Here is a 26,101-nt window from a genome sequence, read left to right on the forward strand (position 1 = left end):
CTGGCAGAGCGCTGCATACGATCGTGCGGGCATGAATCTTCTGTGTACATGGTGGTAGTTCGGCTAGCCGCAGTTTTTCCGGGCTTACAGAGTTCGGTTATTTTACTGGCTGCGTAATGATCCGGTCCACGATGCCGTATTCCAGCGCTTCCTGGGCGGTGAGGAAGAAGTCGCGATTGGTATCCTTCTCAATGCGTTCCAGCGGCTGTCCGGTTTTCTCCGCGATAAAATCGTTGATCTTGCTTCGCAGCTTCAAAATCCGGCGCGCCGTGATATCGATATCGGCTGCGGGACCTTGGGCACCGCCGAGCGGCTGATGCAGCATGAACTCGCTGTTGGGGAGGGCATAACGCATGCCCTTTTCCCCGGCAAGGAAGAGCACCGCACCCATGGATGCGGCAATGCCCATGCAGATCGTTGTGACCTTCGGCTTGATGTAGTCCATCGTGTCCAAAATGGCATAGCCTGCCGAGGTAGAGCCCCCCGGGCTGTTGATATACAGGGATATATCCTTCTCCGGATCGTCGGCGGCCAGGAACAGCAGCTGTGCGATGATGCTGTTGGCCACCACGTCGTTCACTTCGGAACCGAGAAATATAATCCGGTCCTTCAAAAGGCGCGAATAAATATCATAGGAACGCTCGCCAAGCCGGCTTTGTTCCACAACGTAAGGAATTGTGTTCATGTTCATGGCCTCCTTTATATGGGAAGGCACAAGGATCTACGCCGCACAGCGCAGGGACATACCCGTTCCGGAGGACATCCGTGTCCGGCTGAAACCGACCACTGGGGCCTGGTCCGTTGCCGGCTGCAGAGCTTCCATTAGCCGCTGGAGCAACTCAGGCTTCTCCTGCCGGATGGCGGTCAGCAGGATATGGCGAAACTCCTCCTGCTCGACGTCCTTCCAGTGCGGGTCCGGTGAAATGGCTTCGCCGGTGTCTCCGCTGATGTTGCGGCGCGCCCTGTGCAGCAGTGATTTGACTGTCGTTTCATTCAGTTCCAGCATGCTGGCGATATCCGACACCCGGCTCTCAAACACGTCCTTCAGCACGAACACCAGCAGCTGCTTTGGCGTCAGCTTCTCCATTAAGGTGTCGAGCCCGGACAGAAGCGTATCGATCGGGTGATCGGTCGATTGCGGCTCAACCATCGGTTCGGCCGACTCACGCGACCTTTTACGGACTAGATCGATCCAATGGTTGCGGGCAATGGTCATCATAAGCGGCAGGCTGGGCTGCCGCGGAGATGACGGGTCTTTCAGGCAGAAGCGCAGCGTTTTATCGATGGTGTCATGTGCCAGATCTTCGGCATCCCAGCGGTTGCGGGTGACGCTCAGGCAGAATTTTTTCAAACTTGGGTACAGCTCCGAAATATCCTCGCGATGATATCCGGTGCCATGGAATTGACGGATTAACATGTTAATCACACTCCTGTAGAGGCCTCTATAGAGATAACGTTTGAACAGGGGGAAAAGGATACGGGATGCTTATTTTTAAATATTATGTAAAAAGGGGATTACGATCTTCCTCTAATGTTGATACCAGTATAACAAAATACGAAAGTGGCTGCTCCCTGTCAGGAGTGGGGCTTGCTCTTCTTTTTTGCCAAGCCTGGGCATATGCTGATAAGGTAACCTACGGCTTCGAAGGAGGGGTTCCGGCATGAAAAGAAGGGCCAGATGGCGCAGCAGAGGGGCGAGCAGGCCCCGGAGCCGGCGGAGGGTATGGCTGATCGGTGCATTGGTTTTTCTCATTCTTATGCTCCAGGGCTTCGCCTATGTCGAAAATCATCTGAAGCCACCCATCATGTACCTGGCCAAAATCCGCATGAAGCAGATTGCAACCGACGCCATTAACGAAGCGGTGGCTGCGCAGGTGGCGGAAGGCGAGAACGCGGATGACCTGATCGATTGGAAAATGGATACGTCCGGCAAAGTGTCCGGCTTTATGCTGAATTACGCAGAGCATATGAAAATTACCTCCAGCACCTTTAAGGTGGTTCAGTCCACACTGGAGGACAAACATAAGCTGGCCGAGAGCATTCCGCTGGGCCAGGCGCTCGGCAGCCCGATCATTGCATCCTTCGGCCCCAATATTCCGATTCGGGTCGAGCCTCAAGGTGCGGTCAAGGTAGATCTGAAAACGAGAGAAAAAGATGCGGGGATCAATATGGTGCTCGTGGAGATTTACATTCATGTAACGGTCGAAGTGGGAGTCGTTGTGCCGTTTGACATGGAACCTGAAATCGTCGATACGGAAATTCCGGTCTCCTACCTGATGGTCGTCGGCAACGTGCCGATGTATTATTACGACAGCAAGGGCACGCCGGTTGGGGAGAGCGGGGCCGCGGCGCCAAGCATCGCGCTGCCCGGAGCCGGAGCGCAAAGCCAGCAAGGCGGAAGCCCGGCGGCCGTTACCCCGCCCAGCATCCATCCGGGAGGGCAAAACCCCGGAACAACGGATTCGACGAGCGTGGTAACGGGGGAGGCAGGGAAGCACTAAACGGCCCTGGTATAGCGATATGAAAAAGGGACCTCCCGAACACGCGGTTCAGGAGGATCCCTTTTTCTGTTTCAGCGCTTTGCGCTCTTCCATTTCCCAGCGCCGGAGGGATGGATAAGGGTCGAATGACCATTCGACCAGGCCGCTGTCACGGTAGATGCCGTAGTGCAGATGCGGAGGGAATTTACCCTGTGTGCCGGGTTTCCCGTAGCCGGAGCTGCCGACCCAGCCGATCGTTTGTCCTGGTGTGACGATATCCCCCTGTTTAATGGACTTTTCAAATCCCTGCAGATGAGCGTAGTAATGGTAATGGTTGTCCAAATCCCGGATGCCGATGCGCCAACCGCCGAACGGGTTCCACCCCTTGAGCTCAACTACGCCATAGCAGGTGCTTCGTACGGGAACGCCGTAGTTCGCAAAGATGTCCGTTCCCTCATGGATCCGGTAACCTCCCCAGCTCCGCCCGCTTCCCCAGGTGCTCCGGTACGAGTAGCTGTTGCTGATGGGGAGAGGGAAGGCATGCCCGGATAAATCCAGCGTGCCGAATTTTTCATACAGCTTGGAGAATTGTTCGATCCGTTGAACCGAGCGGCTGTTATGGTAATATTCCCACATCGCGATGTTGAAATCTTCCTGTGATTTGCCGTACCGCTGCAAATAATCCGCCATGCTGTACAGCACGTCAAGGTCGTTGTCGGGATCTGCCCGCCCGTCGCCGGAGCCGTCGCGGCCGTACCCGTCGAAGATGGAAATGGACCGCGGGTTATGATCGTTCAATTCCGGATTGAACACTCCCGACCAGGCCGGTTCCGTAATGAGGATGCCGGTGAGGCGCTCCGGGTGCTTGCGATCCTTTGGATGGGCTTTGGTCAAGGTCCGTTCGTACTGGTCGATCGCGGCAATCCTGTACCAAGGGATGTTGGTGGCCTTGCTGATCTTCGCATAGAGTGACTTTCTGGACTCCAGGATTTCTGTCCGGCTCAGCTGGTCCAGCGATTTGGCGGCTTGGTTAGGCTCCGGAGCCGCCGGCTCCGCGTCCACCTTGCTGGGAAGGTGAAAGCAGCCCAGCAGCAGCGCTGATGTGAGTACACCTGTCAGCGAACGTTTGAGCCACCGTGTGTGCGGAACAATGTATTTCATCGGTTCTCTACCTCCTGCCAGTTTGATGCAGTCCTCGCTCAATATTCGGACTGGACCGACATAGCCTTAGAGTGAATCAAGAACCTCGAATTTATCCGTGCTTGGAAATGGAAGTATTTTGGCTGATTTCATGATATAATATGGAACATGCAGCAGCTAACCATGATAGCGAAAGAAGGTCAGAACATTGCCTACGAATACCATCAAGGAGCCAAAGCCGGATTGGATTCGCATCAAACTGACAACCGGTGACAATTACCAGGAAATTAAGAGCATGATGCGCTCTAAGACCCTTCACACGGTATGTGAAGAAGCACGTTGCCCTAACATATATGAGTGCTGGGCCAATCGTACCGCCACGTTTATGATTCTCGGCGATATTTGTACGCGGGCCTGCCGTTTTTGTGCAGTAAATACAGGAAAACCGACGGAGCTGGATCTCCAGGAACCGGAACGTGTCGCTGAAGCGGCGGAGAACATGGGTCTGCGCCACTGCGTCATCACCAGTGTGGCCCGGGACGATCTGTCCGACGGCGGTGCGTCTATTTTCGCAGAGTCGATCAAAGCTGTCCGCAAGCGTCTGCCGCTGTGCAGCGTGGAGGTGCTGATTCCGGACTTTATGGGCAATTGGGACGCCCTGAAGACCGTAATGGACGCGAAGCCGGATATTTTGAACCATAACATTGAAACGGTGGAACGCATGTCGAATCGGGTGCGCGCCAAAGCGAAGTATGACCGCTCCCTGGAGCTGCTGCGCAGAGCGAAGGAAATGCAGCCGAACATTCCGACGAAGTCCAGCATCATGCTGGGAGTCGGCGAAGAATGGGATGAAATTTTGCAGGCGATGGACGACCTTCGCGCCGTGGATTGCAACATTATGACAATCGGGCAATATTTGCAGCCTTCTCCGCAGCATTTAAATGTGGTTAAATATTATCATCCGGATGAGTTTGCCGCTCTGAAGGAAGAAGGCATGAAGCGGGGATTCAGCCACGTGGAATCCGGACCGCTTGTGCGCAGCTCCTACCATGCCCATGAGCAGGTACAATCCGCTGCACAGCATAAATAGGCGCCATTATACGATAACCTCAGGCAGAAAGGCAGGGGTAGTTCATTGATTCTGATCGGCGGAAAAAATTATGAGGTGCTTAAAGATCATAAAGACGGTTGGAACCTTGAAGCCTTTCGTGAACGATACAGTGAAGTGCTGGACCGCTACGACTATATTGTCGGCGATTGGGGCTACAGTCAGCTCCGGCTTAAAGGGTTTTACCGGGATAAGCATCCCAAAGCAACCAAAGACACAGCCATTTCCGGTATGATGGATTACATTAACGAATACTGCAACTTCGGCTGCGCGTACTTTGTACTGCAGAAGAGCCGGGAGTCGCAGCCCAAAGAGAAAACAAAAAGCGGTTCCGTATAGGAGCCGCTTTTTGTTATGAGATCAGAAAGTATAAGTTTCGGAGCTTCTGCTTCCTGATCTCGCAAGAAAAACCTCCTCTAGAAGCGGTCTGTCTTCTTTGAAGGTACGTCGATAGACGTTTTTCTTATGCAACTTGTCATGCACATAAAGTCTTGATGCTGATCTATCCCAGAAATGCTTCCCGCACCCGGTTCCAGAACGGGAACGGGCGGTATCTCGCAAAGCTGACCTTTTCCTTGGCGACCTGGCAGCGAACCGAGATGAGGTCGTCCACCTGCAGGTTGACATGATCGATGTAGAGTAAGAGCCGCTGTTCTTTGCGGGAGAAAATGTCACAGTGATGGTGCTTGGGCAGCAGAAGGGGCGATCCCATCGTCCGGAAGACGCGGTTGTTGATCGAAGCGATCTCCGCGATCTGCAGCGCCTCGATAGTCGGGTGTACCATGGCGCCTCCAAGACTTTTATTATATGCCGTGCTTCCGGATGGCGTGGAGACGCAGATCCCGTCACCGCGGAACATTTCAAAGGTTTGATCGTTGATGTCCACCTGGGCCACTACCGTTCCGTCGACGCCTTTCAGAGTGAACTCGTTCAAGGCGATATAGGAAGCGTTGCCCGATTTTCTATGAATTTCAAGTTCAAGCAGCGGATATTTGACGATTCGCGGACGAATGGAGCCCGAATTGGCCGCAGAGCTCATCAGTTCGATCAGCTGCGGCAGCTCGTCCGCTTTCCAGTCCGCATAGAATCCCAGATGTCCGGTGTGAACCCCTACGAAGGCAATGTCAGGAATATGGTCAATAAACGTATGAAAGGCATGAAGCATGGTGCCGTCCCCGCCGATGGAAATGACAATCTCCGGTGATTCGGCATCCAGCTGAAATCCCCGTTGCGCCGCAAGCTTATGGAACTGCTCGCTTAAATCCACGGATAACTGATCCCCGCGATCCAGAACATAGTATCTCAAGGGTGTAAGCTCCTTTGTAATGGGTTTATAAGAATCATAAACAATATCGGAGGATAACACAACGTCCATTTCATGTTCCGTGATCAGGAGGTCCGGCGAACGCCGCGCCACAAGGATTGAATCCAGCTGATCAGAAGGGAGAGCACCGTCATCCCGGCCAGCAGGATGCACAACAGGACGAGGCAGTCCCGGATGCCTTGGGCCGAGGCCAGAAAGCCGAAGTTTTGGCTTGCGAAAGCAGGCGCATCGGTAAAACGTCCCATCACCGGTTCCCATAAAAACAAAACGAGGAAAGCAGCCACAAAACCATGGATCAAGCGCGCCATCATGAACGGCAAATAACGCAGATTGGTGGCGTGCAGAATGCTCGCGATCTGGGCATGCACGGAGAGCCCTCCCCAAGACAGGATAAAGGCCGCTGCAGCTGCCTTAAAGGGCAGCGGAACGGAGGAGGCGGCTTCACCCGCCGAACGGGCGCCCAGGGTAACCTCAAATAAGCCTCCAACGAGCGCTTCCGAGAGGGATGGAGGGAACTGGAGCGCCGTCAGGCCATTTTCCAGCAAACGATAGAAGAATGCCATTATCCCCGCTTCGGTAAGTATCTCTAAAAAAACCGAGAAGAATACAACCAGTCCGCCCACGACAATAATAAGCTTCAGCGAAGATTCGACCGCCTGCTGGAGCAGCTCGCCCACGCTTCGGCCGTCGTTCATTCTGGCTTCATGCATGGCGTTGAACGCCCGCCGCAGCCGGCTGCCGCGAACCGGGGCTCCGGAAGCCGGAATTTCGGTCACCGAGCCCCGTTTGCCATGGAAACGCATGAGGAAGCCGATCAGAAAACCGCCGCCGTAATGGGAAAGCGCCAGAATGGTCGCGATTTTGGGATAATGAAAAAAACCGACCGATACGGCGCCGATCAGAAATATCGGGTCCGACGAGGTTGTAAAGGCCACCAGCCGCTCACCTTCCTCCCGGTTGAGCATTTTCTGTTCCCACAGCTTGGCCGTCAGCTTGGCCCCGATGGGATAGCCTGACACATACCCCATCGCGGCTACGAATCCTCCGCTTCCGGGAATGCGGAACAGTGGCTTCATCAGCGGATCGAGCAGCGTGCCGAACAAGTGAACGATGCCGAAGCCCAGCATCATTTCGGAAATGATGAAGAAGGGAAATAACGACGGAAACAGGACGTCCCACCAAATGGCCAAGCCCCGCAGGGCGGATTCCAAATAAGGGCCGGGGTAACACAGCATCAGCACTAACAATCCGGCCATAGACGCAATCATGAGCGGTAAACCCAGCCTTTTTACGGACAAATTCGCAGCCTCCCTTCCGAATATGGGACATGAGAATCACACCTATGTTCCTAAATTTTATGAATGTCATCGGACAAACAGTACAAAAAAGTTGGGAAAGCGTTTACAATAAGTGCTGTATTTTTGGTGGAGATATGGTAAAATATACAGTACAACAACTAACTTCATTTCAAGTTTAAAATATATGGATGGAGTGATGAGAACATGAGTATTGTCGCCGGTCTCCTTGTCTGCGCTTTCGTGTATGTCATTCGCGAATCACTGGTCCATCCCGGCGAAGAGGATTGGAGCAGTTACTGAAGATGTCCTAAGGTGCTAAACTTACGTTTAGCGCCTTTTTTTGTGCATAGGGACTTGTCCTTCCGCGAGGCTCATGCAGAGGATCTGAGACCCTGCTTTAAAGCTCAGGGCCCACTTTGTGGGGTTATTTTGTTTTTGGTTTTTGATATAATGGAAATAATATGTACTTTGTATTTTGATGATTCATTCGAGTAAGCAGCGGGGGAAGGCCCCGGAAAGAGACAAGCAGGGATGAGGACACTGGGCATGAAAGGAATGTATGGATGTGGCATTGGAACCTCTTTACTCCATTAATGTAGTATGCTGTAATTGCGAGCATCAATTTTCCACGTCACGGGTGCGTCCGAGCTTTAAGAAGGCCGTGCGTACGGATGCGGATTTTTGTGCTTATTATAACAACGAGAATCCCGACTATTATGTGGTCAGGGTATGCCCGAAGTGCGGTTTTGCGTCTACGGAGCATTCAACAGAACGGCTGAGCGATATGCAAAAGAAGCAGTTTGCCGAGAAAATCGGCAAGCGCTGGATCGAGCGGGACTACAGCGGACACCGGGATTGGGAAATTGCGCTTGAGACCTACAAGCTCGCCTTGCTGTGTGCGCAGACGATCGGAGAGAAGGATCGGATTATCGCAAGCCTTCTGCACCATATTGCCTGGCTCTACCGGTATAAGGGCGACGAGGAGCAGGAGCAGCGCTTTCTGAAATACTGCCTGGATTCTTATATCCGGGTGTATGAGCTGGAAGGCGTAGGAGCGAACAACGCGCGCTTGCTTTATTTGATCGGGGAACTGAACCGCCGGACAGGCGATTTCCATCAGGCGGTCAAGTGGTTCTCCAGAGTCATCAATGATAAACATATCGTGGATTCAGCCATGATTCACGCTTCACGCGAGCAGTGGGGCGTGCTGCGGCAAGAGATGCTGGACAAGCGAATGGAGCTGCCGGGCGAGATGAATCCCGCCTGAACGTAAAAACACGCCAAGGAGACCGTGTCCATCACGGCATGCCTTTGCGTGTTTTCTTTCCGGAGCAGATCAGCCGGTTCGATCAGCGAATATCCTGGTCGAACAGCAAATAATCGTTGTCCGTGTCAATGATATGGAGTCTGTTGTTGCAGCAGGGAAAGACGAGCAGCTTCTTCTTTCCTTCATGAATGCTGCGAAGCTCAGCCGGCTTAAGGGGCAGCCTCACATTGTTCGCTCCGCAGAACGGACATTCATGTACATAGATATCGCCCATCACTTTGTCGTAAGGCCAGGTTCTGGAGAACGGAATCATGATTTGGTTCCTTCATCGCCGTCCTGCTTGCCGGCTTCTTCCTTGGCGAGCTCCGCCAGCTTCTGCAGCAGGATATGCTGCGGCATGTGCATCAGGTGTTCCAGGGGAACCCCCAGCTTCTCGGATAGTTTCACGGCGGTCTCCGGTGAAATTTGCAATGGTCTCATGGTGAGTATCCCTCCTCTGTATGAATAAGCCCGTTTTGCCGGGCAGAAACATAAGGGTTTCGTCTTTATAGTTATACACCTTACCATGAGGCCAATCAAATAAAATAAAAATGATGATGAGAAAGGTGATTCGAACATGAACAAAGACCTGAAATTAACTTGGAATCTTGAATCCGTATTTCCGGGCGGCTCCGCTTCCGCCGAGTTCGATACCTTCCTTCACTCCCTGGAGCAGGATCTGAAGAGCCTTCAGGGCGAAATCAAGGCAGCCAAGGCGCCGGCGAGCCCAAAAGAGACCGAGTCGTTTGACGGGTTTATTGAAGCGCTGCAGGGCACTATTGCCCGCCTCTCCGAAGCCAGCGCGTTTGTCAGCTGCCTGCAGGCACAGAACCAGCAGGATAAGAAGGCCGTTCAGCTGGGCGGCCGCCTGGCGACCCTTCGGGCGCTCATTAGTGGAATCATGACCGACTTTGACCACATTCTCCGCTCGACTGATGACGAGACGTTCGCGCAGTGGATCGGCCGGGATCAGGTGCGGCAGCTGGCCTTCGTCCTTAGCGAAAGCCGCGACCAAGCCCGCGAAATGATGAGTCCTGACATGGAGAGCCTCGCGCTCGATTTGGCCATTGACGGATATCATGGCTGGAGCAGCATGTATGATACGATCGTCAGCCATATCCAAATTCCGTTTGAAGAAAACGGCGAGACCGTGTCGCTGTCGGCTGGACAGGCGGCCAATAAGCTGGACAGTCCGGACAAGGAGACCCGCGAGTCGATGTTCGTGAAGTGGGAGCAGGCATGGTCGGACAAAGCCGACTTCTGCGGGGATACGCTGAATCACCTCGGCGGATTCCGCCTGAAGCTGTACGGACGCCGCGGCTGGGACGAAGTGCTGAAGGAGCCGCTTGAAATCAACCGCATGTCGCGTGAGACGCTGGACGCCATGTGGAATGTCATACAGGACAACAAGCAGATGCTGCTGCAGTATATGGAGCGCAAGGCCAAGCTGCTCGGCCAGGACCGTCTGAGCTGGGTGGATGTGGAAGCGCCGATCAGCAAGTCTTCGGGCACGATTTCTTACCAGGAAGCGGCGGAAACGATCGTGGAGCAGTTTCGCAAGTTCAGCCCGCGTATGGCTGATTTTGCCGAGATGGCCTTCGACAAGTCCTGGATCGAGGCGGAAGACCGTCCTGGCAAGCGTCCGGGCGGCTTCTGCACCTCGCTGAAGCTCAGCAAGGAGACGCGGATCTTTATGACGTTCAGCGGAACGGCTTCGAACGTCTCGACGCTGGCGCATGAGCTCGGACACGGTTATCACCAGCACCTGATGAACGAGCTGCCGATCTTGAACCAGCGGTATGCAATGAACGTTGCAGAGACGGCATCTACCTTCGCGGAGATGATCGTATCGGACGCGATGGTAAAATCGGCTGCCGATGAGCAGGAGCAGCTGGCGCTGCTTGAAGACAAAATCCAGCGGAGCGTCGCATTCTACATGAACATCCATGCGCGCTTCCTGTTCGAGACCCGTTTCTATGAGAAACGGGAAAGCGGTCTGCTCAGCGTTCAGGAGCTGAATGCGCTGATGGAAGAAGCGCAGAAGGAAGCGTATTGCGACGCCCTGTCGTCTTACCATCCGCATTTCTGGGCGTCGAAGCTGCATTTTTATATTACGGGTGTGCCGTTCTATAACTTCCCGTATACTTTCGGCTACATGTTCAGCACGGGCATCTATGCACGCGCGCTTCAGGAAGGCGCAGGCTTTGCCGATAAATACGACGCCCTGCTGCGCGATACCGGCGTCATGACGGTGGAGGAGCTGGCGAAGAAGCACCTGAACGCCGATCTGACGGGCCGCGATTTCTGGCAGACCGCGGCAGATCTGACGGCAGAGGATGTCAAGCAGTTCCTGGCCATGACCGACCATCTGGTGTAATCCAGACGGATGGTTCGAATAAATGATTACGCCACACAAAAAGCAGTCCCTTGGGGTTCATTACGCCCCAAAGGGACTGCTTTTTTGATGATACATTAGTTTGGGAGACACGGACTTGTTATATCGCATCGCAAGGAGACGACCGCTAAATGCACTCTTGTGGGACTGGATAGCAACATGGAATCGCTTTTGTCAGATGCCCGCACTCCGTAAAGTGCATCAAGCGGGGCATAGGTTAGGAACGTCCGCGGATTTCCTGACGCAGGAACATGACGTACGAGATCGCAAAGCAGGCCAGCGTCAGGGCGATAAGCCCGGTGACCTGCGGCCAGATCAGCAGCAGGCTCTGCCCGAAGGGGAGCGGGCTGTCAATCGCGCCGTAGGCCTGCTCCGTCGTGAGCGGACCCAGTGTACGCACCGTCGGCATCAGCAGCGTCGAGGTCGCCTCATTGAACAGCGTATACGGTGAAATCCGGCTCAGTCCGAGCATAAAGCTAACATGGTGGACCATGTCGTCGACCGATGCCGTGTCGCTGTTAGGCGCAAGGCCCGAGGAGATCAAATTCAGGATCATATCGTAAAAGAAGCTGAAGAACAGCCAGACGGCGATGCCCGACAGCGCCGATGTGGCAGGCTGGCGGAATTTAACCGAGAACAGGATGGATAAGTTCAGCCAGAATCCGATATAGACGATCGTGACGACCAGGAAGCTAAGGATTCTCAGCAGCTCCTCGAAAGACGGCGGCAGCCCTACGATCAGAAAACCGAGGGCCAGCACGAGCAGCCCGAGGGAGAGAAACATGAAGCCGATGATGGTGAGCGATGCGATAAATTTGGCATTCAGCAAATCGTCACGGTGAATCGGCTGCGCCATGATGCGGCTCAGGGTTCCTTTGTTCCGCTCGCTGTTGACGGCGTCGAAGCCGAGGCCGATGCCAAGCAGCGGGCCCAGGAAGCCGATGAATCCGATAAACGACGGCAGGGTGCCGTCGGAGGTGGTGAACAGCTTCAGGATGACGAAATCGCTGTAGCCGTCCGTGGATTTGATAGCGTCCTGCAGGCTGTTCAGCGCCGTATACAGCGAGGCGACGCAGGTCAGGAAGATGATCGCCAGGAGCAGCAGGAAGCGCCAGCTCCGGACATGATCGGAAATTTCCTTGCGCACCAGGACGCGGAATGCCGCCGGGTTCGCATTTACCCGGTTGAACCGCTCCCGGTCGGAGGGAACAGTGCCCCGTAACCGGCCGATGCCGTCCTTAAACGGGGTGCTGACCGTGTCCCAGGCTTTATTTAGCTGCTCTTTTAGAACGCTTGCTTCCAAGGTCCTCACCTCCCGCAAAATATCGCCGGTAGATTTCATCCAGGCCGTATTCCTTGCGCTGCAGCCCGTAAAGGGCCGCTCCCGACGCGACGACCGTCCGGGCGATCTCCGGACTGCAGTCGGCGTTGACGCCGATCTCCAGGCGCGTCCGGTCCTCCGCCGGTCTCATCGAGTCCTGATCCCCGCTCGCGATCCGGACAGAGCTGACCCCTTCCACGCTCTGAAGGTCAGCCAGCAGCGCATCATCTGCCTGGTCCACCTCGGCGGTGATCAAGAGCGGCGTGTCGGTCAGCAGGACGCGGGACAGCGTCTCCAGGTTTCCTTCGGCCAGCAGCCTGCCGCTGACGAACAGACCGACGCGGTCGCAGATTTGCTGTACCTGGTGAAGCTGGTGCGAGGAGAGGAGCACCGTCAAGCCCTGGTCCCGGCTGAGGCCGTGGATCAGGCCGAGGAGCTCATCGATCCCTTTGGGGTCGATGCCGAGCGTCGGCTCATCGAGGATGATGATTTCCGGCCGCTTGATCAGAACGTCCGCGAGTCCGAGGCGCTGCCGCATACCGCGGGAGTAATTCCCGGCCTTCTTATGGGCAGCATCCTCCAGCCCTACCTCCTTCAGCAGATAGAGCGAACGCTCCTCCGCCTCTTTGTCGGAAATGCCGTTAAGGCGGGCGGTCAGCTTTAAGTTCTCAAGGCCGGTCCAGTCTTCGTAAAAACCGACGTCGTCCGGCAGGTAACCGACGCGGCGTTTGACTTCAATCGGCCGCCGCGTCGGATCCAGCCCCAGCACATTGATGCTTCCGCCGTCCGGTTCGCTCAGGCCGAGAAGCATCAGAATGGTGGTCGATTTGCCTGCGCCGTTTGGGCCGAGCAGGCCGAAGATTTCCCCGCGGCGGATTTGAAGGGACAGATGGTCCACGGCTTTATGGGTGCCGTAGCTTTTGGTCAACTGCTGTATGTCGATGACTGTCTCCGCCAACGTTATCTCCTCCCGTATTTACGAATGAGTACATAGATGCCGCCCAAAATGACCAGGATGATCAGCACGCCGATCCAGCCCCACAGGACGGAGCCTTTGACAGCGACCCGGAAAGAGGCGTTGGATGAAGATTCCGCGGCCTGGGCGGTAATATCGGTCACATAGTCTCCGGCAATGGCTTTGTCGCTTGCGGTCAATTTGGCTTCCACCGTGGTGGACTTACCGGCGGCGAGCTTATCGACCGTTTTGGGATTAAAGCTGACTTCCCAGTTGGTTGGCGCCGTGGAGGTGAAGTTGATGTTGGTCAGGTCGGCGGTACCGGTATTTTTGACCAGCAGCTCAACGGTTTTATCTCCGCCTGCCTTAATGTCGGTGCTTAACAATCCGCTTGGCGTCGTCAGTTCCATGCTGTACTTGCCGGTAATGACGGCTTCGAGCTCCAGCTCGGAATTCGTTGTCTGGTTGGAAGCGCGGATCGGTATTTTAAAGGTACCTTGCGTCACGTTTTCAGCCGGCTTTACATCAACGGTAATGGATTTGTCAGCCCCTGGGTCCACTTCGACGGAAGAGACCTGTTTGCTGTCTGCCGTAAATGTTACGTCCCATCCCTTCTCAGCCTGGGCGGTTAACGCATACGTCTGCTTTTCGGCGGTGCGGTTGGACAGGTTCACCGAATAGGTAAAGGTCGCGTCGGAGTGTCCCTCCAGGTTGGCCTGATCGGTCGTCAGTTCGGTTTGATATGTGCCCTTTTCCGTGATGTTGACCGAAAGTGGTAGAGACGCGAGGCTGCCCGCCGACAGCGTAAAGCGATAGGTTCCTTTGTCGATTTGCATCGGAACCGTCACGTCCAGGGAGATCGTTTGCGATGAATCCGGCATAACCGAAATTTCGTTCAGGTCCCAACCGCCGCCCGAAATTTTGGCCGTCCAGCCTTCGGGCAGACCGGTAACGGATATCGGGGCTGTAATGACGCTGCCGGAGTTGTTTTTCAGCTCCACGCTGTAATTCAGCGATTCTCCGGGAGGCACGGAAATGGAAGTGTAGGTAGTGTACAGCGTCAGACCTCCGGCTGCATGGACCGGACTTCCCGTGCTGGCGATCAGGAAGCCGATGCAGAGCATCAGCGCCAGGCCGGCATGTGTGATGATCCTCAAGAAACGTGTCATGAAACAGAACCCTCCTCAAGTGTGTTGGTGATCATCTGGAATACGAATGAAGGGCCGCCACCGGATTTACCGGAAGATTAAAAGAAGATAAAAATTTGCTTAAAAAGGGATAAAATCACGGAGGAGGGGAGTCCGAACGCGAAATTCTTTTGCTAGAATGTTGCTGTAAAAATGGCGGCCAGCGCTCTCTTACGGGACCTTGGGTGCAGGGGGCAGGCCGGATCAAGGGAATGAAGAGAATAAGGGGGGATACTCCATCATGCAGGACCGTCCTGAAGCGTGGTTGAAGGAAATTGCAGAGGGCTCGGCTCCGGCTTTCGACCGGTTCTATGATGCGTTTGCTCCGATGGTTTACCGGCTTGCGGAATACTGGATGAAGGACCGGGTGGAAGCGGAAGATGTCTGTCAGGAAATTTTTATCGAAGTGATGGAAAAAGCGGGGCACTACGATCCCGAAAGGGGCAGCGTGGAAGCGTGGCTGGCGGTTCGTGTCCGAAGCAGGGCGATGGACCGCCTCCGGCAAAAGCAGCGGATGGCCGCCCTGCAGCGGACGCAGGAAGAGTCGGCCGTTATGCGCTGGCAGCGGACGTTGGAATCGGCGGAGCTCGAAGCGTTCCGGCATCTGGATCAGGAGCAGGTGAGGGCGGCGCTGCGCAGCATCCCGCCCATGCAGCGAATGGCGCTCTACGGGAGCTATATGATGGAGCTGACGCACCGCGAGCTGGCTGAGAAGATGCAGAAGCCGGTCGGAACCGTGAAGTCGCTGATCCGTTACGGCATCCGGAATTTACGCAGCAGACTGGAACAGGGCCAGGTTACCCAGGCCGGCGAGGGAGGTGAACAGCATGCGGTTGTCCATTCGGGAAAATGGGAGCAATAATCCTGAAGGCTGTGCTGTGCTGCCCGAGGAAAAGCTGGTCGATTATGCGATGAAACAGCTGGAAGAGCCGGAGCGTCTCCTCGTCGAGGAGCATGCCGCCGCTTGCCCCCACTGCAGGGAGCGCCTTGCCGAGTGGGAGACGGTGATGCAATCCGTTGAGCTGGTCGGCTCGGTAATGAGCGAGCCAGCCTCGGTTTTGGATAGCCAGCCAACCGCTGCAGCGTTGAGTACGTCGCTGCCCGAGTCGCCGATACGGGCTGTGGGTACCGAAGAGAAAACCGCATCAGAGGCGGATTGGCAGGCCTCCAGCGAGGTAGCTGGCCCGTTTGCGGCCTCTTCCGCAGCTCCTGGCCCTTCCGCCCGTCTGGGCCGCAAAATGCGGCTTCTGGCCCGGCTCCGTTCCCTGGAAAAAGGATTTGTCCGCTGGCGGCGTTACCTTGTACCTGCCGCAGCGGCAGCGGTTGTTGCAGGCTGCGTCGTTGCCGGACTGTTCTCCTTCAAGCATCGGGAGATGCCGTCCGCCGATTCTATCGATCAAGCCTTTACATCCAAAATCGCTGTTATGCAGTCGGCCAATTACGATCAGTACCGGATTCCGCCGCTTCCGCCGCTCCACGGATCAGGAGGCGTGTGGATCGACCGGGATTCGGGTGAGATGCTGATCGTGATCGAAGGCCTTCAGCCACCGGAGGAAAAGGCCTACCAGGTATGGCTGCAGCATGAGCAACGGTCGGTCAGCATGGGAATGCTGATGACGGGTAAGGCCGAGGGTAAAGGTTATTATTACGGATACGGGACCATGGACCCGGACCAAATTGTGATCAGTCTGGAACCTAAGGGCGGAAGCCGGGTTCCGACCGGACCCGAAGCACTAAGGGTGTCTGTCGATGATAACAGGGAGTAGCGTCAGCCTGGGGGATCTCAAATGCCCTCGGGCTTTTTTTCTTTTCAGGTTTCGCGTTAGCCCGGGATAGTCGCTTTAAGCCGACTGTTTTTTGGGTGATGGGATCATCGAAATAGATTTGGGGTAGCGTTCATTGGAGTGGATTCGTGGTTTTTCGCGCTCTTCTTGGAATGTCCTTGGGGAAATCACATTTTGTCAAAATAACCAGAAATATAGCGATTTGTTGCCGAAAATAAAATTGCTTTAACGAAAATAATAGGAATTATTACCCAATTATGTTTGATGTTGTTGTATGATACTACATGCTGTCTTATAATGAGTCATAAGCCCTATGAGTTTTGGCGAATTTTGGAGAGGGGGAAAAAGATGATCAAAACCGAGCAGTTATCTTTGGCAAGGCAATTGGATTTAGTTTTTAAGGAACTGGAAGAAGAGCTGTCAGGACTATCATCCGGCACGGTGTTTGTGCAAATACGAAATAATGTCATTGGTAAATTTGGTATCCGGCATCATCCGCTGGAAGGACGGAACGGGGAAATTCATTCCCAGGATTCCGGACTGACTCCAGTACAGTACTCGTCTTTTCGTCTCATGGCTTTAGAAAGTTTAAAATACAAGCGCCACTGGACTCACGGTGAAATCAGCTACGAATTTACGATCCGGCAGGGGCTCATTGCGGTGGATGCCATCTTGGAATCCAACTATAACATGGCTAACCTGATGATCCGGTATCCGAGACATACATATCCTGAAACAGTAACAGAATTGTCGTAGTTCGTCGTGGACTTATTTTTATCATCCCTTCTTGCTTTTGTAGTATGACTTTATCCATGAATATCCGAATAGTTTGATTAGCACAGAAGACAGACCAGGCTTAGCGGAAGTTTTTCTTGCGATGATTGAATGGTTAGCTCCGCTGAAAATTTTATAAATTCTATAATTAGAAAAAGGCAGCCCTTGGAATAATCCAGAGGCTGCCTTTTGTAGGCGGGGACGGCTCGCGCCGGGCCCGGCTCATCATGATATCAACGTATACAAATGCAGATTATTGGCCGGAACGACCCGATAATTGCTGCTCTGCCAGTTGTACCAGACGTTTCGTGATGTAACCTCCCAAAGAACCAGTCTCACGGGAAGTGTAGTTGCCCATGTATCCGTCTTGTGGCATTTGAACGCCAAGCTCTTGTGCAGCTTCAAGTTTCAGTTGTTGAAGAGCAGCGTTAGCTTGTGGAACCACCAGGTTGTTCGAGCGGCTTCCGCGTCCTTGGTTTTGACCTTGACCCATACCCATGTTTGTCACCTCCTTTGAACTTTATGGAGTTATTATGGTGCGAAAGATTTGAAAACATGCAGCAAGAATGGAGATATAAATTGGTAAATAGAGGATAACGCAAAAAGGGCCGCACGCTTCAAGCAGCATGCAGCCCTGTTATTTGTAAATTTGAAAATCCACGTTTTCCTATGCCTGATTCTAAGGAGTCGGCTTAATGGTCTTCAGAAGGATAGACCATGTCCAGCGTCAGGTCCATTTCAATTGATGCCTTCGGCTCGATCCGGATCAGTCCCGTCAGGTCCGGTCCCGCGGCAAGATTGGGCGCATCCGGCAGCCAGGTATATGGCTCGATGCACAAAAACTCGTCCGCTTCGCCTTTCGTATAGAGAACCCAATGCTTATAGTACTTCGGATCCGCAGAATACTTCAGTCCGTACCCGTCACTGCGCATCAGCAGGGCTTCCGCAGGCTGTCCTTCCCCGATCCGGAGCGGCGTGTCGAAGTTGGTCCCGGCCAGATTGAGTCCTTGATTGAGCTGATCGAGCGGTCCAAGCGGGAGGAGCTCGCCAGTCGTAATTAAATCCTTATCCAGCGCATATTCCGCGCTTACAGGCAGGGTAAGCGTCCACTCTCCCGGCTGCCCGTCAAGCAAAAACCATGTATGAAAACCGATGCCGAAAGGTATCGGATGGTCCCCCAGGTGGGTAACCTTTAAATGTTGGGTCAGTTTGGACCCTTGAAGGCGAAGCGTCATTTCCAGCTTCAGCGGTGCGGGAAACTGCTCCATCCAGTGTGGATCGTCCGAGGTCAGGAACTCCGAGGTCACTGCACAGCCTTCTTCGTCTTCTTCGATATCGCTGACTCTCCAGGACTGCGTCCGGTGGAGACCGTGAATATGGTTGTCACCGGCGGTGTTCCGGTCGAACTGATACGATCTGCCTTCGTATTCAAAATGGCCGCCGCGGATCCGTCCCGGGGGAATCAGCATCGGCATGCCAAAATGGTAAGGTTTTTGCAGGTAGAATTCCAGATCGTTGTCATCAGGTCTCCGAACGACCTGCCGATTTAGGGTATGGTCTAAAATGGAAATGACATTGTTTCCAAGCGATGGCAGCAGTGTGACTTCAAGCTCACGGCTATGCAGGATATAGGTATCGTATCCGTTCCATTGCCCTTTGGTCACTTGTTTCATATCGTTGCTCCTTTTTCCTCTAAATTCATTTAGCCTTCAAATATCTAACCCATATCATAACAGATTTGATGGCGTTTCGTAAAAAAAGGGGTTTGACAATTCGACGATCTGAGCTTTATCATAGGCATTGCAAAAGGCTTTCAATGATTATGTAAACACGATGACAGGGACAAGTAAGCAAAGACGGCGTAACCTTCAGAAAGCCGGTGGTTGATGCGAACCGGTGGAGCCGATTTTGCCGAATGGACCCTTGAGTGCCGCGTTGAACGGAAGCAACCATGACTTCCTGCGTAGACCGGCCGGCGATTCCACGTTACGGAAGCAGAAAGGCTGACAGTTGTCGCTTCCACATGGGCGGCTTGCAGCAAATAAGGGTGGCACCACGGTCTCACGTCCCTTGCGGGCGTGGGGCCTTTTTTGTTTTTACCATTTTTAAAGTTGGAGGGATTGTTGATGAAAACCGTACTGTCCGGCATTCAACCCAGCGGCAAACTGACGCTCGGCAATTATATCGGAGCCATGAAAAATTTTGTAAAACTGCAGAACGACTATCAGTGCAATTTTATGGTCGTCGATCTCCACGCGATTACGGTACCCCAGGAACCCGAGGCGCTCCGGGAGCAGTCCGAGGCGGTAGCCGCCTTGTTCATCGCAGCGGGCATTGATCCAAATAAGGCGAACGTGTATATGCAATCGCATGTTCCGCCGCATGCCGAGCTGGGATGGCTGCTGACGACGCTCACCTCGATGGGCGAGCTTGAACGTATGACCCAGTTTAAAGACAAATCGGCCGGCAAGGACTCTGTAGGCGCCGGATTGTTTGTCTATCCCGCGCTGATGGCGGCAGACATTCTGGTGTACAATGCGGATCTGGTTCCCGTAGGCGAAGACCAGAAGCAGCACCTGGAGCTTGCCCGCGACCTGGCGGGACGCTTTAATCACCGCTTCGGCGACTATTTTACCATTCCGGAACCGTACATTCCCGAAGTGGGCGCGCGGATTATGTCGCTGGACGACGCTTCGAAAAAAATGAGCAAAAGCAATCCGAACCCGGGAAGCTATATCGCCCTCTTGGATCCGCCGGATGTCATCCGCAAAAAGATCAGCCGGGCCACGACCGATTCGGGAAAAGAAATCCGCTATGCACCGGATGAAAAACCGGAAATCAGCAATTTGATGAGTATTTACTCGCAATGCTCCGGCATGTCGCTGCAGGAAATTCAAGATAAATACGAAGGTCAAATGTACGGCGGATTTAAAAAGGACCTGGGAGAAGTCATCGTAGCGACGCTCGAGCCGCTGCAGCAAAAATATGACGAAATCCGCAAGTCCGGTCAAATTCATGATATTTTGGCGCAGGGCGCAGACAAAGCCATGGAGAAGGCATCCCGCACCGTGGCCGAAGTCAAAGAAAGAATGGGGTTTCTCCCGGCCAAAAAATAACTTCCCCAGCGTCAGCAATGCCTAGCGCATTACTGGTTGCCGGGCTGCTGAAGCCGGTTCTTGCGGGCTTTGACCACAAAGCCCCACCCGATATTGAGAATTGCGAGAATGCCGAGCAGCACGGCTACCCAGCCGTTATAGCTGATGGAGACGGCGCATGCCATCAGAAGCAGGATGGACGAGGCAGCAAACCATAAAGACAAGCCTTTACTCATTGGCAAAAACCTCCATTTCATATATAGAAACTTTCTTGTATAACTGTGTCGCTGCGAGCCATACTAAGCTTGCAAGCTTGCATTTCAATAAGACGCAGAATTGAAGGGAGACTCTTATTATGGCTAGATCTCGTTCCAACAATCTGGTGGTACCTCAAGCAAACGCTGCACTGCAGCAATTGAAAATGGAAGCGGCTCAGGAGCTTGGCGTTCAAATGCCGCAAGACGGATACATGGGCAACTACACTTCCCGTGAAACCGGTTCTCTCGGGGGATACATTACGAAACGTCTGGTTCAATTGGCTGAGCAACAACTTTCCGGCCAAGGAAAATAGTTCCATACAGGAAAGTATTTTAGGTCCGGAGCGCCGCAGGTGCTTCGGATTTTGTCTTGCAACTACCGTGATTCTCTCTTATCCCGCAGCATCCGTCAAGAGGCAGGCTGTTTCCGAACGGCGGGGCAGCTGAAAAACATTACAACGGAAGGATAAAAGGCGTTACGGTAAAAAAGGGATCTGCGGAAAAATTCCGCAGATCCCTTTTTATTATGCATCCCCGTGGCACTCAGCCTGAATTGATGGAGAGCCGCTTGTTCATTTTTTTGGAGCTCAGCCAGCCAACGTAAGTATTGATCGGCTGATAATTTTTATCCATGACGAGCACAGCGACGAACGGATACTGTCTCCGGTGCCGGTAGCGCACATCTGCCCAACGGACCACATAGCCCCAGGGCAGCGGCTCGACTTCGGCCACCGCGAAGGAGGAGAAGTACAGGAAGGCTTCCACATCGGGATGCTTCCGCGAATGCTCGACCGCCGGATGGGACTCGGTGACGGCATGCTTTCTCCATTCGAGGGTATGCCCGTTCAGTACGCCGATCTGATAGCTGCCGTCTGGATGGGACTTGACGACATGCCACTTATTATAGGAAATGGTCGGAATGACGAAGTAACGTTCTCCCGGCTTACGGCTCTCATCCAGCCGGATCACTTCCCGGGTGCGCATCGAATGGGCGCCGGTCCGCCAAATATAATAAAAGACCGTCAGGATATATACGACAGTGAACAGCGGTGCAGGATGTACCGCTCCCGTACTCCAGAGCAGAACGGCCAGGGCGTGCAGCGTAAAAATAAACGGGTCAAAAATATGAATGATGTTCCACGAAATCCACTTTTCCGTCACGGGCCTGAAGGCCTGGGTTCCGTACGTATTGAACAGATCGCTGAACACGTGCAGACAGACGGCGATGCCGGTCCAGAGCACGATATGCCCGGATGGTACACCGCTGAACAGAAGGGACAGGATTCCGCTGATCAGAGCGGTCCAGATGACGAGAAACGGGAGAGAATGAGTAATTCCCCGGTGATTTTTAACATAGAGGGCGTTGCTCTTGAACCGCAGCAGGCCGTCGAAATCCGGAGCCTGCGAACCGATGACAGTGCCCAGCAGCACCGCGGCGGCAAGCGTAGGACTCGCGGCAACCGCCGGATCGACGTAGGCGAGACCGGCCAGGCTGAGTCCAATCACAAAATGTGTGGCAGTATCCATTTACCATGTCTCCTTCTTGTTGTTCTTTATTCTATTGTAACAAACTCGGAAGCTGATTTCCTTTCCGGCAGAATGCCTCAATATAGTTACTACCCAATATTGGATGAATTTATTAGTGTTTGACCATACTATTACGTGTCGCTAATACGTGTCACTAAATTGTCAAAATGGTGAATGATTTTGGAGAGGATTGTCAAACACTTTTACCTTTTGATATGATAAACTTTATAGCGGAGGGCAAGTTCCTCCATAATGACAGAACTAAGGAGGATCTTAAGGCGTGGATAATCACTTGACTTACCAAGCTCCTTCGGATTCCGCAGCGCTTTCCATCAATCAAACGCCACCCAATCCATCGGCAACTTGGAAAGATTTTATCACATTAACTAAACCCGGTATTCTCCGGTCTAACTTAATTGCTGCATTTGCAGGTTTCTGGGTCGCATCCCAATGGGATATTCATATAGGCAAGATGATTCTGACTCTACTGGGAACCATGCTGGTTATGGCTTCCGCCTGTGTCTATAACAATTATTATGATCGTGAACTGGATATGAAGATGGAACGGACGCGTAAACGTACGCTTCCGGCCGGCCGCATAAAGCCAGCAGTTGTACTCTGGTATGCCTTTATTCTAGGTGTACTGGGACTCGCTGACCTTTTTATTTTTTCAGGGGTTATGGCCGGCATCTTCGGGGTTATCGGTATGTTCGTCTATGGAGTCGTTTATACGATGTGGCTGAAACGGACCTCCACCTGGAGTACTTCCGTCGGCGCGATTTCGGGAGCTATGCCGCCGGTAATCGGTTATGTTGCCGTAACGGGTACGGTAGATATGGGCGCTGTTCTGCTGTTTGCGATGCTGTTCTTGTGGCAGCCGCCTCACTTCTGGGCTCTCGCCATCCGGCGTGTCGAAGAATACAGAGTGGCGGGATTCCCGCTGCTGCCGGTCGTCAAAGGCGTTAAGCGTACCAAGATTCAATGTATTCCTTACCTGGTATTACTGGTTCCGGTACCGGTATTAATGTATGCATACGGCTATGTGGGCATTTACTTCATGATCATTTCGCTCTTGCTGTCCCTGATCTGGCTGTACTATGGCATGAAGGGATTTACCGCCAAAGACGATGAAGCATGGGCTAAGAAAACGTTCTTCTTCTCGATAAATTACTTGACCTTGAGCTTGATCGCAATGATTTTGAACACAACTCACTAAGTTCTTACCCAGAATCCCATGGAATCATGGGATTCTTTTAAAAGGAAGAAATGAAAGCCTGTTCACCCGGGCACAAGCGGGTCACCCGGCCGTCAGGGCGGATGGTCCGCGTCGGTGTTACATAACAAACTACTGCCTGTAGTCCTGGGGAGGCAGGGCGGCATCTGAGATGTCCGCCGGCATAAGGGACAGCAGGAATCGTGATTAGGGAGAGGGGAACGAATTCGATGTTGAAGCGCTACAAATGGACATGGATTTTGCTGGTGGTGATCGTGATTGGAGCAGGGTACCTGGTATATAACGCCATGGGATTCGGCAAAGAGAAGCTGCCGGTCATCAGCCAGGTCGGAGATTTTTCGTTTGAAAATGTGGATGGCAAAACGGTAAGCCTGGACGATACCAAAGGCAAGGTCAGATTGTTCTACTTCTTCTACACCAGCTGCCCGGACGTATGCCCGGTAACGACCTTCATGCTGTCGCAGACGCAGAAGCAGCTCGTCAAGGACGGAACCTTCGGCAAAGACGCCGAGTTCGTCTCGATCTCCTTCGATCCGAAGGTAGATACCCGGGAGAAGATCAAAGAGTTCGGGGACAAGTTTAATGTCGATTACAACGGCTGGTACTTCCTGAGAGGCGAAGATCAGCAGATCCGCGATCTGGCCGAAAAGTCGTTCAAAATCGCCATTATGGGAGACAACAAGGACAACTTCTCCCATGCGAACATTATCGCTCTTGTCGACAGGGACAATCAGGTCCGCAAGCTGTATAACGCCAACAATACGGATGAAGTTACGGCAGAATCCCTTGCCAAGGACGTTGAGGCGTTGGCCAAGGAGTAATCAAACAGGAAGGCGCCACGATCCCCGGCATGCTCCGGATGGGTAGGCGCCTTTTTTTAATCTTTGGACCATACGGTGTAGGAATCGGGATAAACGATAAATTCCTCAAGCCCCGCTTTTTCCAGCTGGGAAATGATATATTCATCCGGTGTGCCCTCAACGCCCCGGTATCCCCGTCTTGTGTAGATGTGGCCTGCATCCGGGAAGGCATCACGGAGAACGCCGCGAATCCTTTTGCCGGAGCTGTCGTTGTCCATAAACAGATAAACCTCGCTGTCCTTAATTTCTTTGCGCAAAGACTCGAGCCTTGTCGTGTTTAACGTTCCGTATGTGCACACAATTTGAATTTCGGGATCCAACAGGCGGCGGACCTTACTGCGGTCGTTTTTTCCCTCGACAATAATATAAATCGGCATGGTGGCTCACCTCGGACTAAGAGAAGGATGTTTGTCTCGAAATTCCCCGGGAAATGTTGAAGCTTGGGTCCGGGTAATTCTAGTGTAGCTTGTTTTCGGCAAGCCATGCAAAAAAAAGTAAAACGATCTGTCCAGCAGGGTAGACAGACCGTTTAATATGGGAAGATCGCCGTTCTAGCACCAGAATGCACGCAAAATGATGACAAGCAGGATAAACAGTACCAGTACGACGCCTACGTTACTGTAAGGCACACACGGAGCTGCCGCCACGGGAGCTACCTTGGTTGCAGGTGCGGCCACCGGTGCTACTACAGGACCACAGCCGCAGTGAGAATACAGACCCATCGAGATCACCCCTCTTTCTTGCCTGGTCGGTTAACACAATCCATCTTATGTGGGTGAGTGCAGGAATTATTGTGCAGAGGCCTATCTCTCGATTTTTAGGCTTATGACTACACTGGATTCTCGTTCATATGGGGATGAAGCGCAGATCCCTTGCGGTTGATGGGTATCATCATAAGTCCCGCCATGAGGAGGACAAAAGCAATGTAGTACGGTGACACGGATCCTCTCAGCTGGCCGGCGGCGATCGGACCGATGAAGGAGCCGATGGACATGGCGATGGACTGGAGCGAAAAGATCCTCCCCAGCTTGCTGCCGCCGCTGAGCTGAATAAACATGGAGGCAAGTCCAGGGAAGATGATGCCTTTTGCCGAACCGAGAATAAACAGGATGACGACCAGCGGCACATGAGGAAACGCGGCCATGCCAAAGAAGCAAAGAGCCATCAATAGAACGCCTGCGATGACCCTTTTGTAGGGTGAATAGCGGTTGATAAACAGCATACTCAGCGTAAGCAGGGCGCCGATGCTCAGGACGGAAAACAGGATACCTGTCGATTTAATGCCTTCCACCCCAGTATCGCGCAGCGGCAGCTCGAAGAACAGGATCCCTTGGGAACAGGAAACGACAAAGGGGAGGATAAAATAGCGCCAGGATACGCTGGGGGCAGGGGATGACAGCGCAGCTTCTTCATTACCGCCACGGGCATCTGTCATCGCCTTGACCGGTTTCGGGACGCTGAAGACCGCCATGACGCCGGTTGCAATCAGCAGCCACCCGAGACCCTGGAATGTTGTCGAATAACCGGTATTGGCCACGATAAAGGCTCCCGCAGCTGGCGACACGACCGAGGCCAGGGTATGCACTACGCCATGACCCGACATATATTTGCCCTGGGTCACCTCGTTTTTGGACAGGGAAGCAAGCAGGGCAAGGCAGGCTGGCGACAAGAAGGCCAGCACAAAGCCGCTGATTGACCGCAGGACCAGCAGCTGCCAAGGGTACTGCACATGCGCCTGCAGCAGGAGGACGATGCCGGCCGATACGAGGCTGAAAATGATATAGCGCCGGCTGCCGTGCTTGTCGATGACCGTACCTGCAATCAAATTGCCGGGCAAATGGGTGAGTGCGTAAATGCCCATCATCCACCCGATAAAGACTGGCGCTGCTCCCAAGGAGACCGCGAATGGCGTAAGTATGGGGTACTGGGCGTGAAGGTCGAAGAAGGCGAGAAACAAAAACATGTACAGCCAAATAGCAGTTTTCACGTGAGCAGCTCCTTTTTCGCAGATTTATCATCTGTACGTTCGGTATGGAACGGGGGTTGGCCAACGGAT

28 protein-coding genes and 1 pseudogene are annotated in these 26,101 nt (G+C 53.4%); 12 read left to right on the forward strand and 17 right to left on the reverse strand.

Going from position 1 to position 26,101, the window contains the following annotated elements:
* Positions 1–97: 97 nt before the first annotated feature.
* Together clpP and IAE55_RS22125 are read right to left on the reverse strand one after the other, a co-directional pair.
* On the reverse strand, positions 98–691 hold the full coding sequence (gene clpP / locus IAE55_RS22120; RefSeq protein ID WP_258875268.1) for an ATP-dependent Clp endopeptidase proteolytic subunit ClpP: 594 nt from the start codon (positions 689–691) through the stop codon (positions 98–100).
* A gap of 30 nt (positions 692–721) precedes the next feature.
* The gene (locus tag IAE55_RS22125; protein ID WP_145160933.1) at positions 722–1,417 is read right to left on the reverse strand and encodes a sigma-70 family RNA polymerase sigma factor; all 696 of its coding nucleotides are present in this window, start codon (positions 1,415–1,417) and stop codon (positions 722–724) included.
* A gap of 244 nt (positions 1,418–1,661) precedes the next feature.
* On the opposite strand from IAE55_RS22125, the gene yunB reads away from it, so the two are divergent.
* Entirely contained in the window at positions 1,662–2,501 is an 840-nt protein-coding gene (yunB, locus tag IAE55_RS22130) for a sporulation protein YunB (protein WP_145160931.1), read from the forward strand.
* 48 nt (positions 2,502–2,549) lie between these two features.
* On the opposite strand, the gene IAE55_RS22135 is transcribed toward yunB, so the two are convergent.
* Positions 2,550–3,641, reverse strand: a complete 1,092-nt coding sequence (locus IAE55_RS22135) for a M23 family metallopeptidase (RefSeq protein WP_145160929.1) — start codon at positions 3,639–3,641, stop codon at positions 2,550–2,552.
* Between the two features lie 187 nt (positions 3,642–3,828).
* On the opposite strand from IAE55_RS22135, the gene lipA reads away from it, so the two are divergent.
* Both lipA and IAE55_RS22145 read left to right on the forward strand, forming a co-directional pair.
* Positions 3,829–4,710, forward strand: a complete 882-nt coding sequence (lipA, locus tag IAE55_RS22140) for a lipoyl synthase (RefSeq protein WP_234489770.1) — start codon at positions 3,829–3,831, stop codon at positions 4,708–4,710.
* 45 nt (positions 4,711–4,755) lie between these two features.
* Positions 4,756–5,067, forward strand: a complete 312-nt coding sequence (locus IAE55_RS22145; protein WP_076175150.1) for a YutD family protein — start codon at positions 4,756–4,758, stop codon at positions 5,065–5,067.
* 163 nt (positions 5,068–5,230) lie between these two features.
* On the opposite strand, the gene IAE55_RS22150 is transcribed toward IAE55_RS22145, so the two are convergent.
* Positions 5,231–6,034, reverse strand: a complete 804-nt coding sequence (locus IAE55_RS22150; protein ID WP_076175238.1) for an NAD kinase — start codon at positions 6,032–6,034, stop codon at positions 5,231–5,233.
* Between the two features lie 83 nt (positions 6,035–6,117).
* Positions 6,118–7,350: a sporulation integral membrane protein YlbJ gene (ylbJ, locus tag IAE55_RS22155; RefSeq protein WP_200633913.1), complete on the reverse strand. Its 1,233-nt coding sequence runs from the start codon at positions 7,348–7,350 to the stop codon at positions 6,118–6,120.
* Between the two features lie 565 nt (positions 7,351–7,915).
* On the opposite strand from ylbJ, the gene IAE55_RS22160 reads away from it, so the two are divergent.
* The gene (locus IAE55_RS22160; protein WP_200633914.1) at positions 7,916–8,617 is read left to right on the forward strand and encodes a DUF2225 domain-containing protein; all 702 of its coding nucleotides are present in this window, start codon (positions 7,916–7,918) and stop codon (positions 8,615–8,617) included.
* Between the two features lie 82 nt (positions 8,618–8,699).
* Here the strand turns inward: IAE55_RS22160 and IAE55_RS22165 are convergent, their stop codons facing one another.
* Complete coding sequence (locus IAE55_RS22165) at positions 8,700–8,930, reverse strand: hypothetical protein (RefSeq protein WP_105442021.1); 231 nt, start codon at positions 8,928–8,930, stop codon at positions 8,700–8,702.
* Positions 8,927–9,097, reverse strand: a complete 171-nt coding sequence (locus IAE55_RS22170; protein WP_076175142.1) for a YycC family protein — start codon at positions 9,095–9,097, stop codon at positions 8,927–8,929. Before IAE55_RS22170 ends, IAE55_RS22165 begins: the two co-directional genes overlap by 4 nt.
* Before the next feature lie 136 nt (positions 9,098–9,233).
* On the opposite strand from IAE55_RS22170, the gene IAE55_RS22175 reads away from it, so the two are divergent.
* Positions 9,234–11,033, forward strand: a complete 1,800-nt coding sequence (locus IAE55_RS22175; RefSeq protein WP_145160923.1) for a M3 family oligoendopeptidase — start codon at positions 9,234–9,236, stop codon at positions 11,031–11,033.
* A gap of 235 nt (positions 11,034–11,268) precedes the next feature.
* Here IAE55_RS22175 and IAE55_RS22180 read toward each other — a convergent pair whose 3' ends face one another.
* The 3 genes and pseudogenes from IAE55_RS22180 to IAE55_RS22190 form a co-directional block, all read right to left on the reverse strand.
* Entirely contained in the window at positions 11,269–12,201 is a 933-nt protein-coding gene (locus IAE55_RS22180; protein WP_234489784.1) for an ABC transporter permease, read from the reverse strand.
* 118 nt (positions 12,202–12,319) lie between these two features.
* A pseudogene (locus IAE55_RS22185) lies at positions 12,320–13,273 on the reverse strand (ABC transporter ATP-binding protein); the annotation flags it as partial.
* A gap of 59 nt (positions 13,274–13,332) precedes the next feature.
* Complete coding sequence (locus tag IAE55_RS22190) at positions 13,333–14,496, reverse strand: COG1470 family protein (RefSeq protein WP_192716227.1); 1,164 nt, start codon at positions 14,494–14,496, stop codon at positions 13,333–13,335.
* A 259-nt stretch (positions 14,497–14,755) separates the two neighbouring features.
* Between IAE55_RS22190 and IAE55_RS22195 the strand changes: the two genes are divergently transcribed.
* The 3 genes from IAE55_RS22195 to IAE55_RS22205 all read left to right on the forward strand — a co-directional run bounded on the left by IAE55_RS22195 (position 14,756) and on the right by IAE55_RS22205 (position 17,054).
* A complete protein-coding gene (locus IAE55_RS22195) occupies positions 14,756–15,376 on the forward strand; it encodes an RNA polymerase sigma factor (protein ID WP_200633916.1) in 621 nt (206 codons plus the stop codon).
* Positions 15,342–16,280: an anti-sigma factor gene (locus IAE55_RS22200; RefSeq protein WP_105442025.1), complete on the forward strand. Its 939-nt coding sequence runs from the start codon at positions 15,342–15,344 to the stop codon at positions 16,278–16,280. The genes IAE55_RS22195 and IAE55_RS22200 overlap by 35 nt, the downstream gene beginning before the upstream one ends.
* Positions 16,281–16,646: 366 nt before the next feature.
* Positions 16,647–17,054, forward strand: a complete 408-nt coding sequence (locus IAE55_RS22205) for an O-methyltransferase (protein ID WP_076175130.1) — start codon at positions 16,647–16,649, stop codon at positions 17,052–17,054.
* A 271-nt stretch (positions 17,055–17,325) separates the two neighbouring features.
* Here IAE55_RS22205 and IAE55_RS22210 read toward each other — a convergent pair whose 3' ends face one another.
* Together IAE55_RS22210 and IAE55_RS22215 are read right to left on the reverse strand one after the other, a co-directional pair.
* Positions 17,326–17,565 carry an alpha/beta-type small acid-soluble spore protein gene (locus IAE55_RS22210; protein ID WP_076175232.1) on the reverse strand — a complete coding sequence of 80 codons (240 nt, stop codon included), beginning with the start codon at positions 17,563–17,565 and terminating at the stop codon, positions 17,326–17,328.
* Positions 17,566–17,764: 199 nt separating this feature from the next.
* On the reverse strand, positions 17,765–18,745 hold the full coding sequence (locus IAE55_RS22215; RefSeq protein WP_192716230.1) for an aldose 1-epimerase: 981 nt from the start codon (positions 18,743–18,745) through the stop codon (positions 17,765–17,767).
* Positions 18,746–19,198: 453 nt separating this feature from the next.
* Between IAE55_RS22215 and trpS the strand changes: the two genes are divergently transcribed.
* Positions 19,199–20,188: a tryptophan--tRNA ligase gene (trpS, locus tag IAE55_RS22220; RefSeq protein ID WP_076175126.1), complete on the forward strand. Its 990-nt coding sequence runs from the start codon at positions 19,199–19,201 to the stop codon at positions 20,186–20,188.
* A 29-nt stretch (positions 20,189–20,217) separates the two neighbouring features.
* Here trpS and IAE55_RS22225 read toward each other — a convergent pair whose 3' ends face one another.
* Positions 20,218–20,403: a hypothetical protein gene (locus tag IAE55_RS22225; RefSeq protein ID WP_116231828.1), complete on the reverse strand. Its 186-nt coding sequence runs from the start codon at positions 20,401–20,403 to the stop codon at positions 20,218–20,220.
* Positions 20,404–20,522: 119 nt separating this feature from the next.
* Here IAE55_RS22225 and IAE55_RS22230 point away from each other — a divergent pair, with 119 nt between their 5' ends.
* Positions 20,523–20,738: an alpha/beta-type small acid-soluble spore protein gene (locus tag IAE55_RS22230; protein ID WP_094595154.1), complete on the forward strand. Its 216-nt coding sequence runs from the start codon at positions 20,523–20,525 to the stop codon at positions 20,736–20,738.
* A gap of 229 nt (positions 20,739–20,967) precedes the next feature.
* Here the strand turns inward: IAE55_RS22230 and IAE55_RS22235 are convergent, their stop codons facing one another.
* Positions 20,968–21,951: a metal-dependent hydrolase gene (locus IAE55_RS22235; protein ID WP_145160913.1), complete on the reverse strand. Its 984-nt coding sequence runs from the start codon at positions 21,949–21,951 to the stop codon at positions 20,968–20,970.
* Positions 21,952–22,231: 280 nt separating this feature from the next.
* On the opposite strand from IAE55_RS22235, the gene cyoE reads away from it, so the two are divergent.
* Together cyoE and IAE55_RS22245 are read left to right on the forward strand one after the other, a co-directional pair.
* On the forward strand, positions 22,232–23,167 hold the full coding sequence (gene cyoE, locus IAE55_RS22240; protein WP_116231830.1) for a heme o synthase: 936 nt from the start codon (positions 22,232–22,234) through the stop codon (positions 23,165–23,167).
* A gap of 227 nt (positions 23,168–23,394) precedes the next feature.
* Positions 23,395–24,006, forward strand: a complete 612-nt coding sequence (locus tag IAE55_RS22245) for an SCO family protein (RefSeq protein WP_076175116.1) — start codon at positions 23,395–23,397, stop codon at positions 24,004–24,006.
* A 56-nt stretch (positions 24,007–24,062) separates the two neighbouring features.
* Here the strand turns inward: IAE55_RS22245 and IAE55_RS22250 are convergent, their stop codons facing one another.
* From IAE55_RS22250 to IAE55_RS22260, 3 genes are all read right to left on the reverse strand, one after another.
* Entirely contained in the window at positions 24,063–24,422 is a 360-nt protein-coding gene (locus tag IAE55_RS22250; RefSeq protein WP_076175114.1) for a toprim domain-containing protein, read from the reverse strand.
* Positions 24,423–24,596: 174 nt separating this feature from the next.
* Complete coding sequence (locus IAE55_RS22255) at positions 24,597–24,767, reverse strand: hypothetical protein (protein ID WP_163882325.1); 171 nt, start codon at positions 24,765–24,767, stop codon at positions 24,597–24,599.
* A gap of 107 nt (positions 24,768–24,874) precedes the next feature.
* Complete coding sequence (locus tag IAE55_RS22260) at positions 24,875–26,032, reverse strand: MFS transporter (RefSeq protein WP_145946616.1); 1,158 nt, start codon at positions 26,030–26,032, stop codon at positions 24,875–24,877.
* Between the last annotated feature and the right edge of the window lie 69 nt (positions 26,033–26,101).

The organism is Paenibacillus sp. S28, from assembly GCF_016624415.1.
Lineage (GTDB): Bacteria > Bacillota > Bacilli > Paenibacillales > Paenibacillaceae > Paenibacillus_AQ > Paenibacillus_AQ favisporus.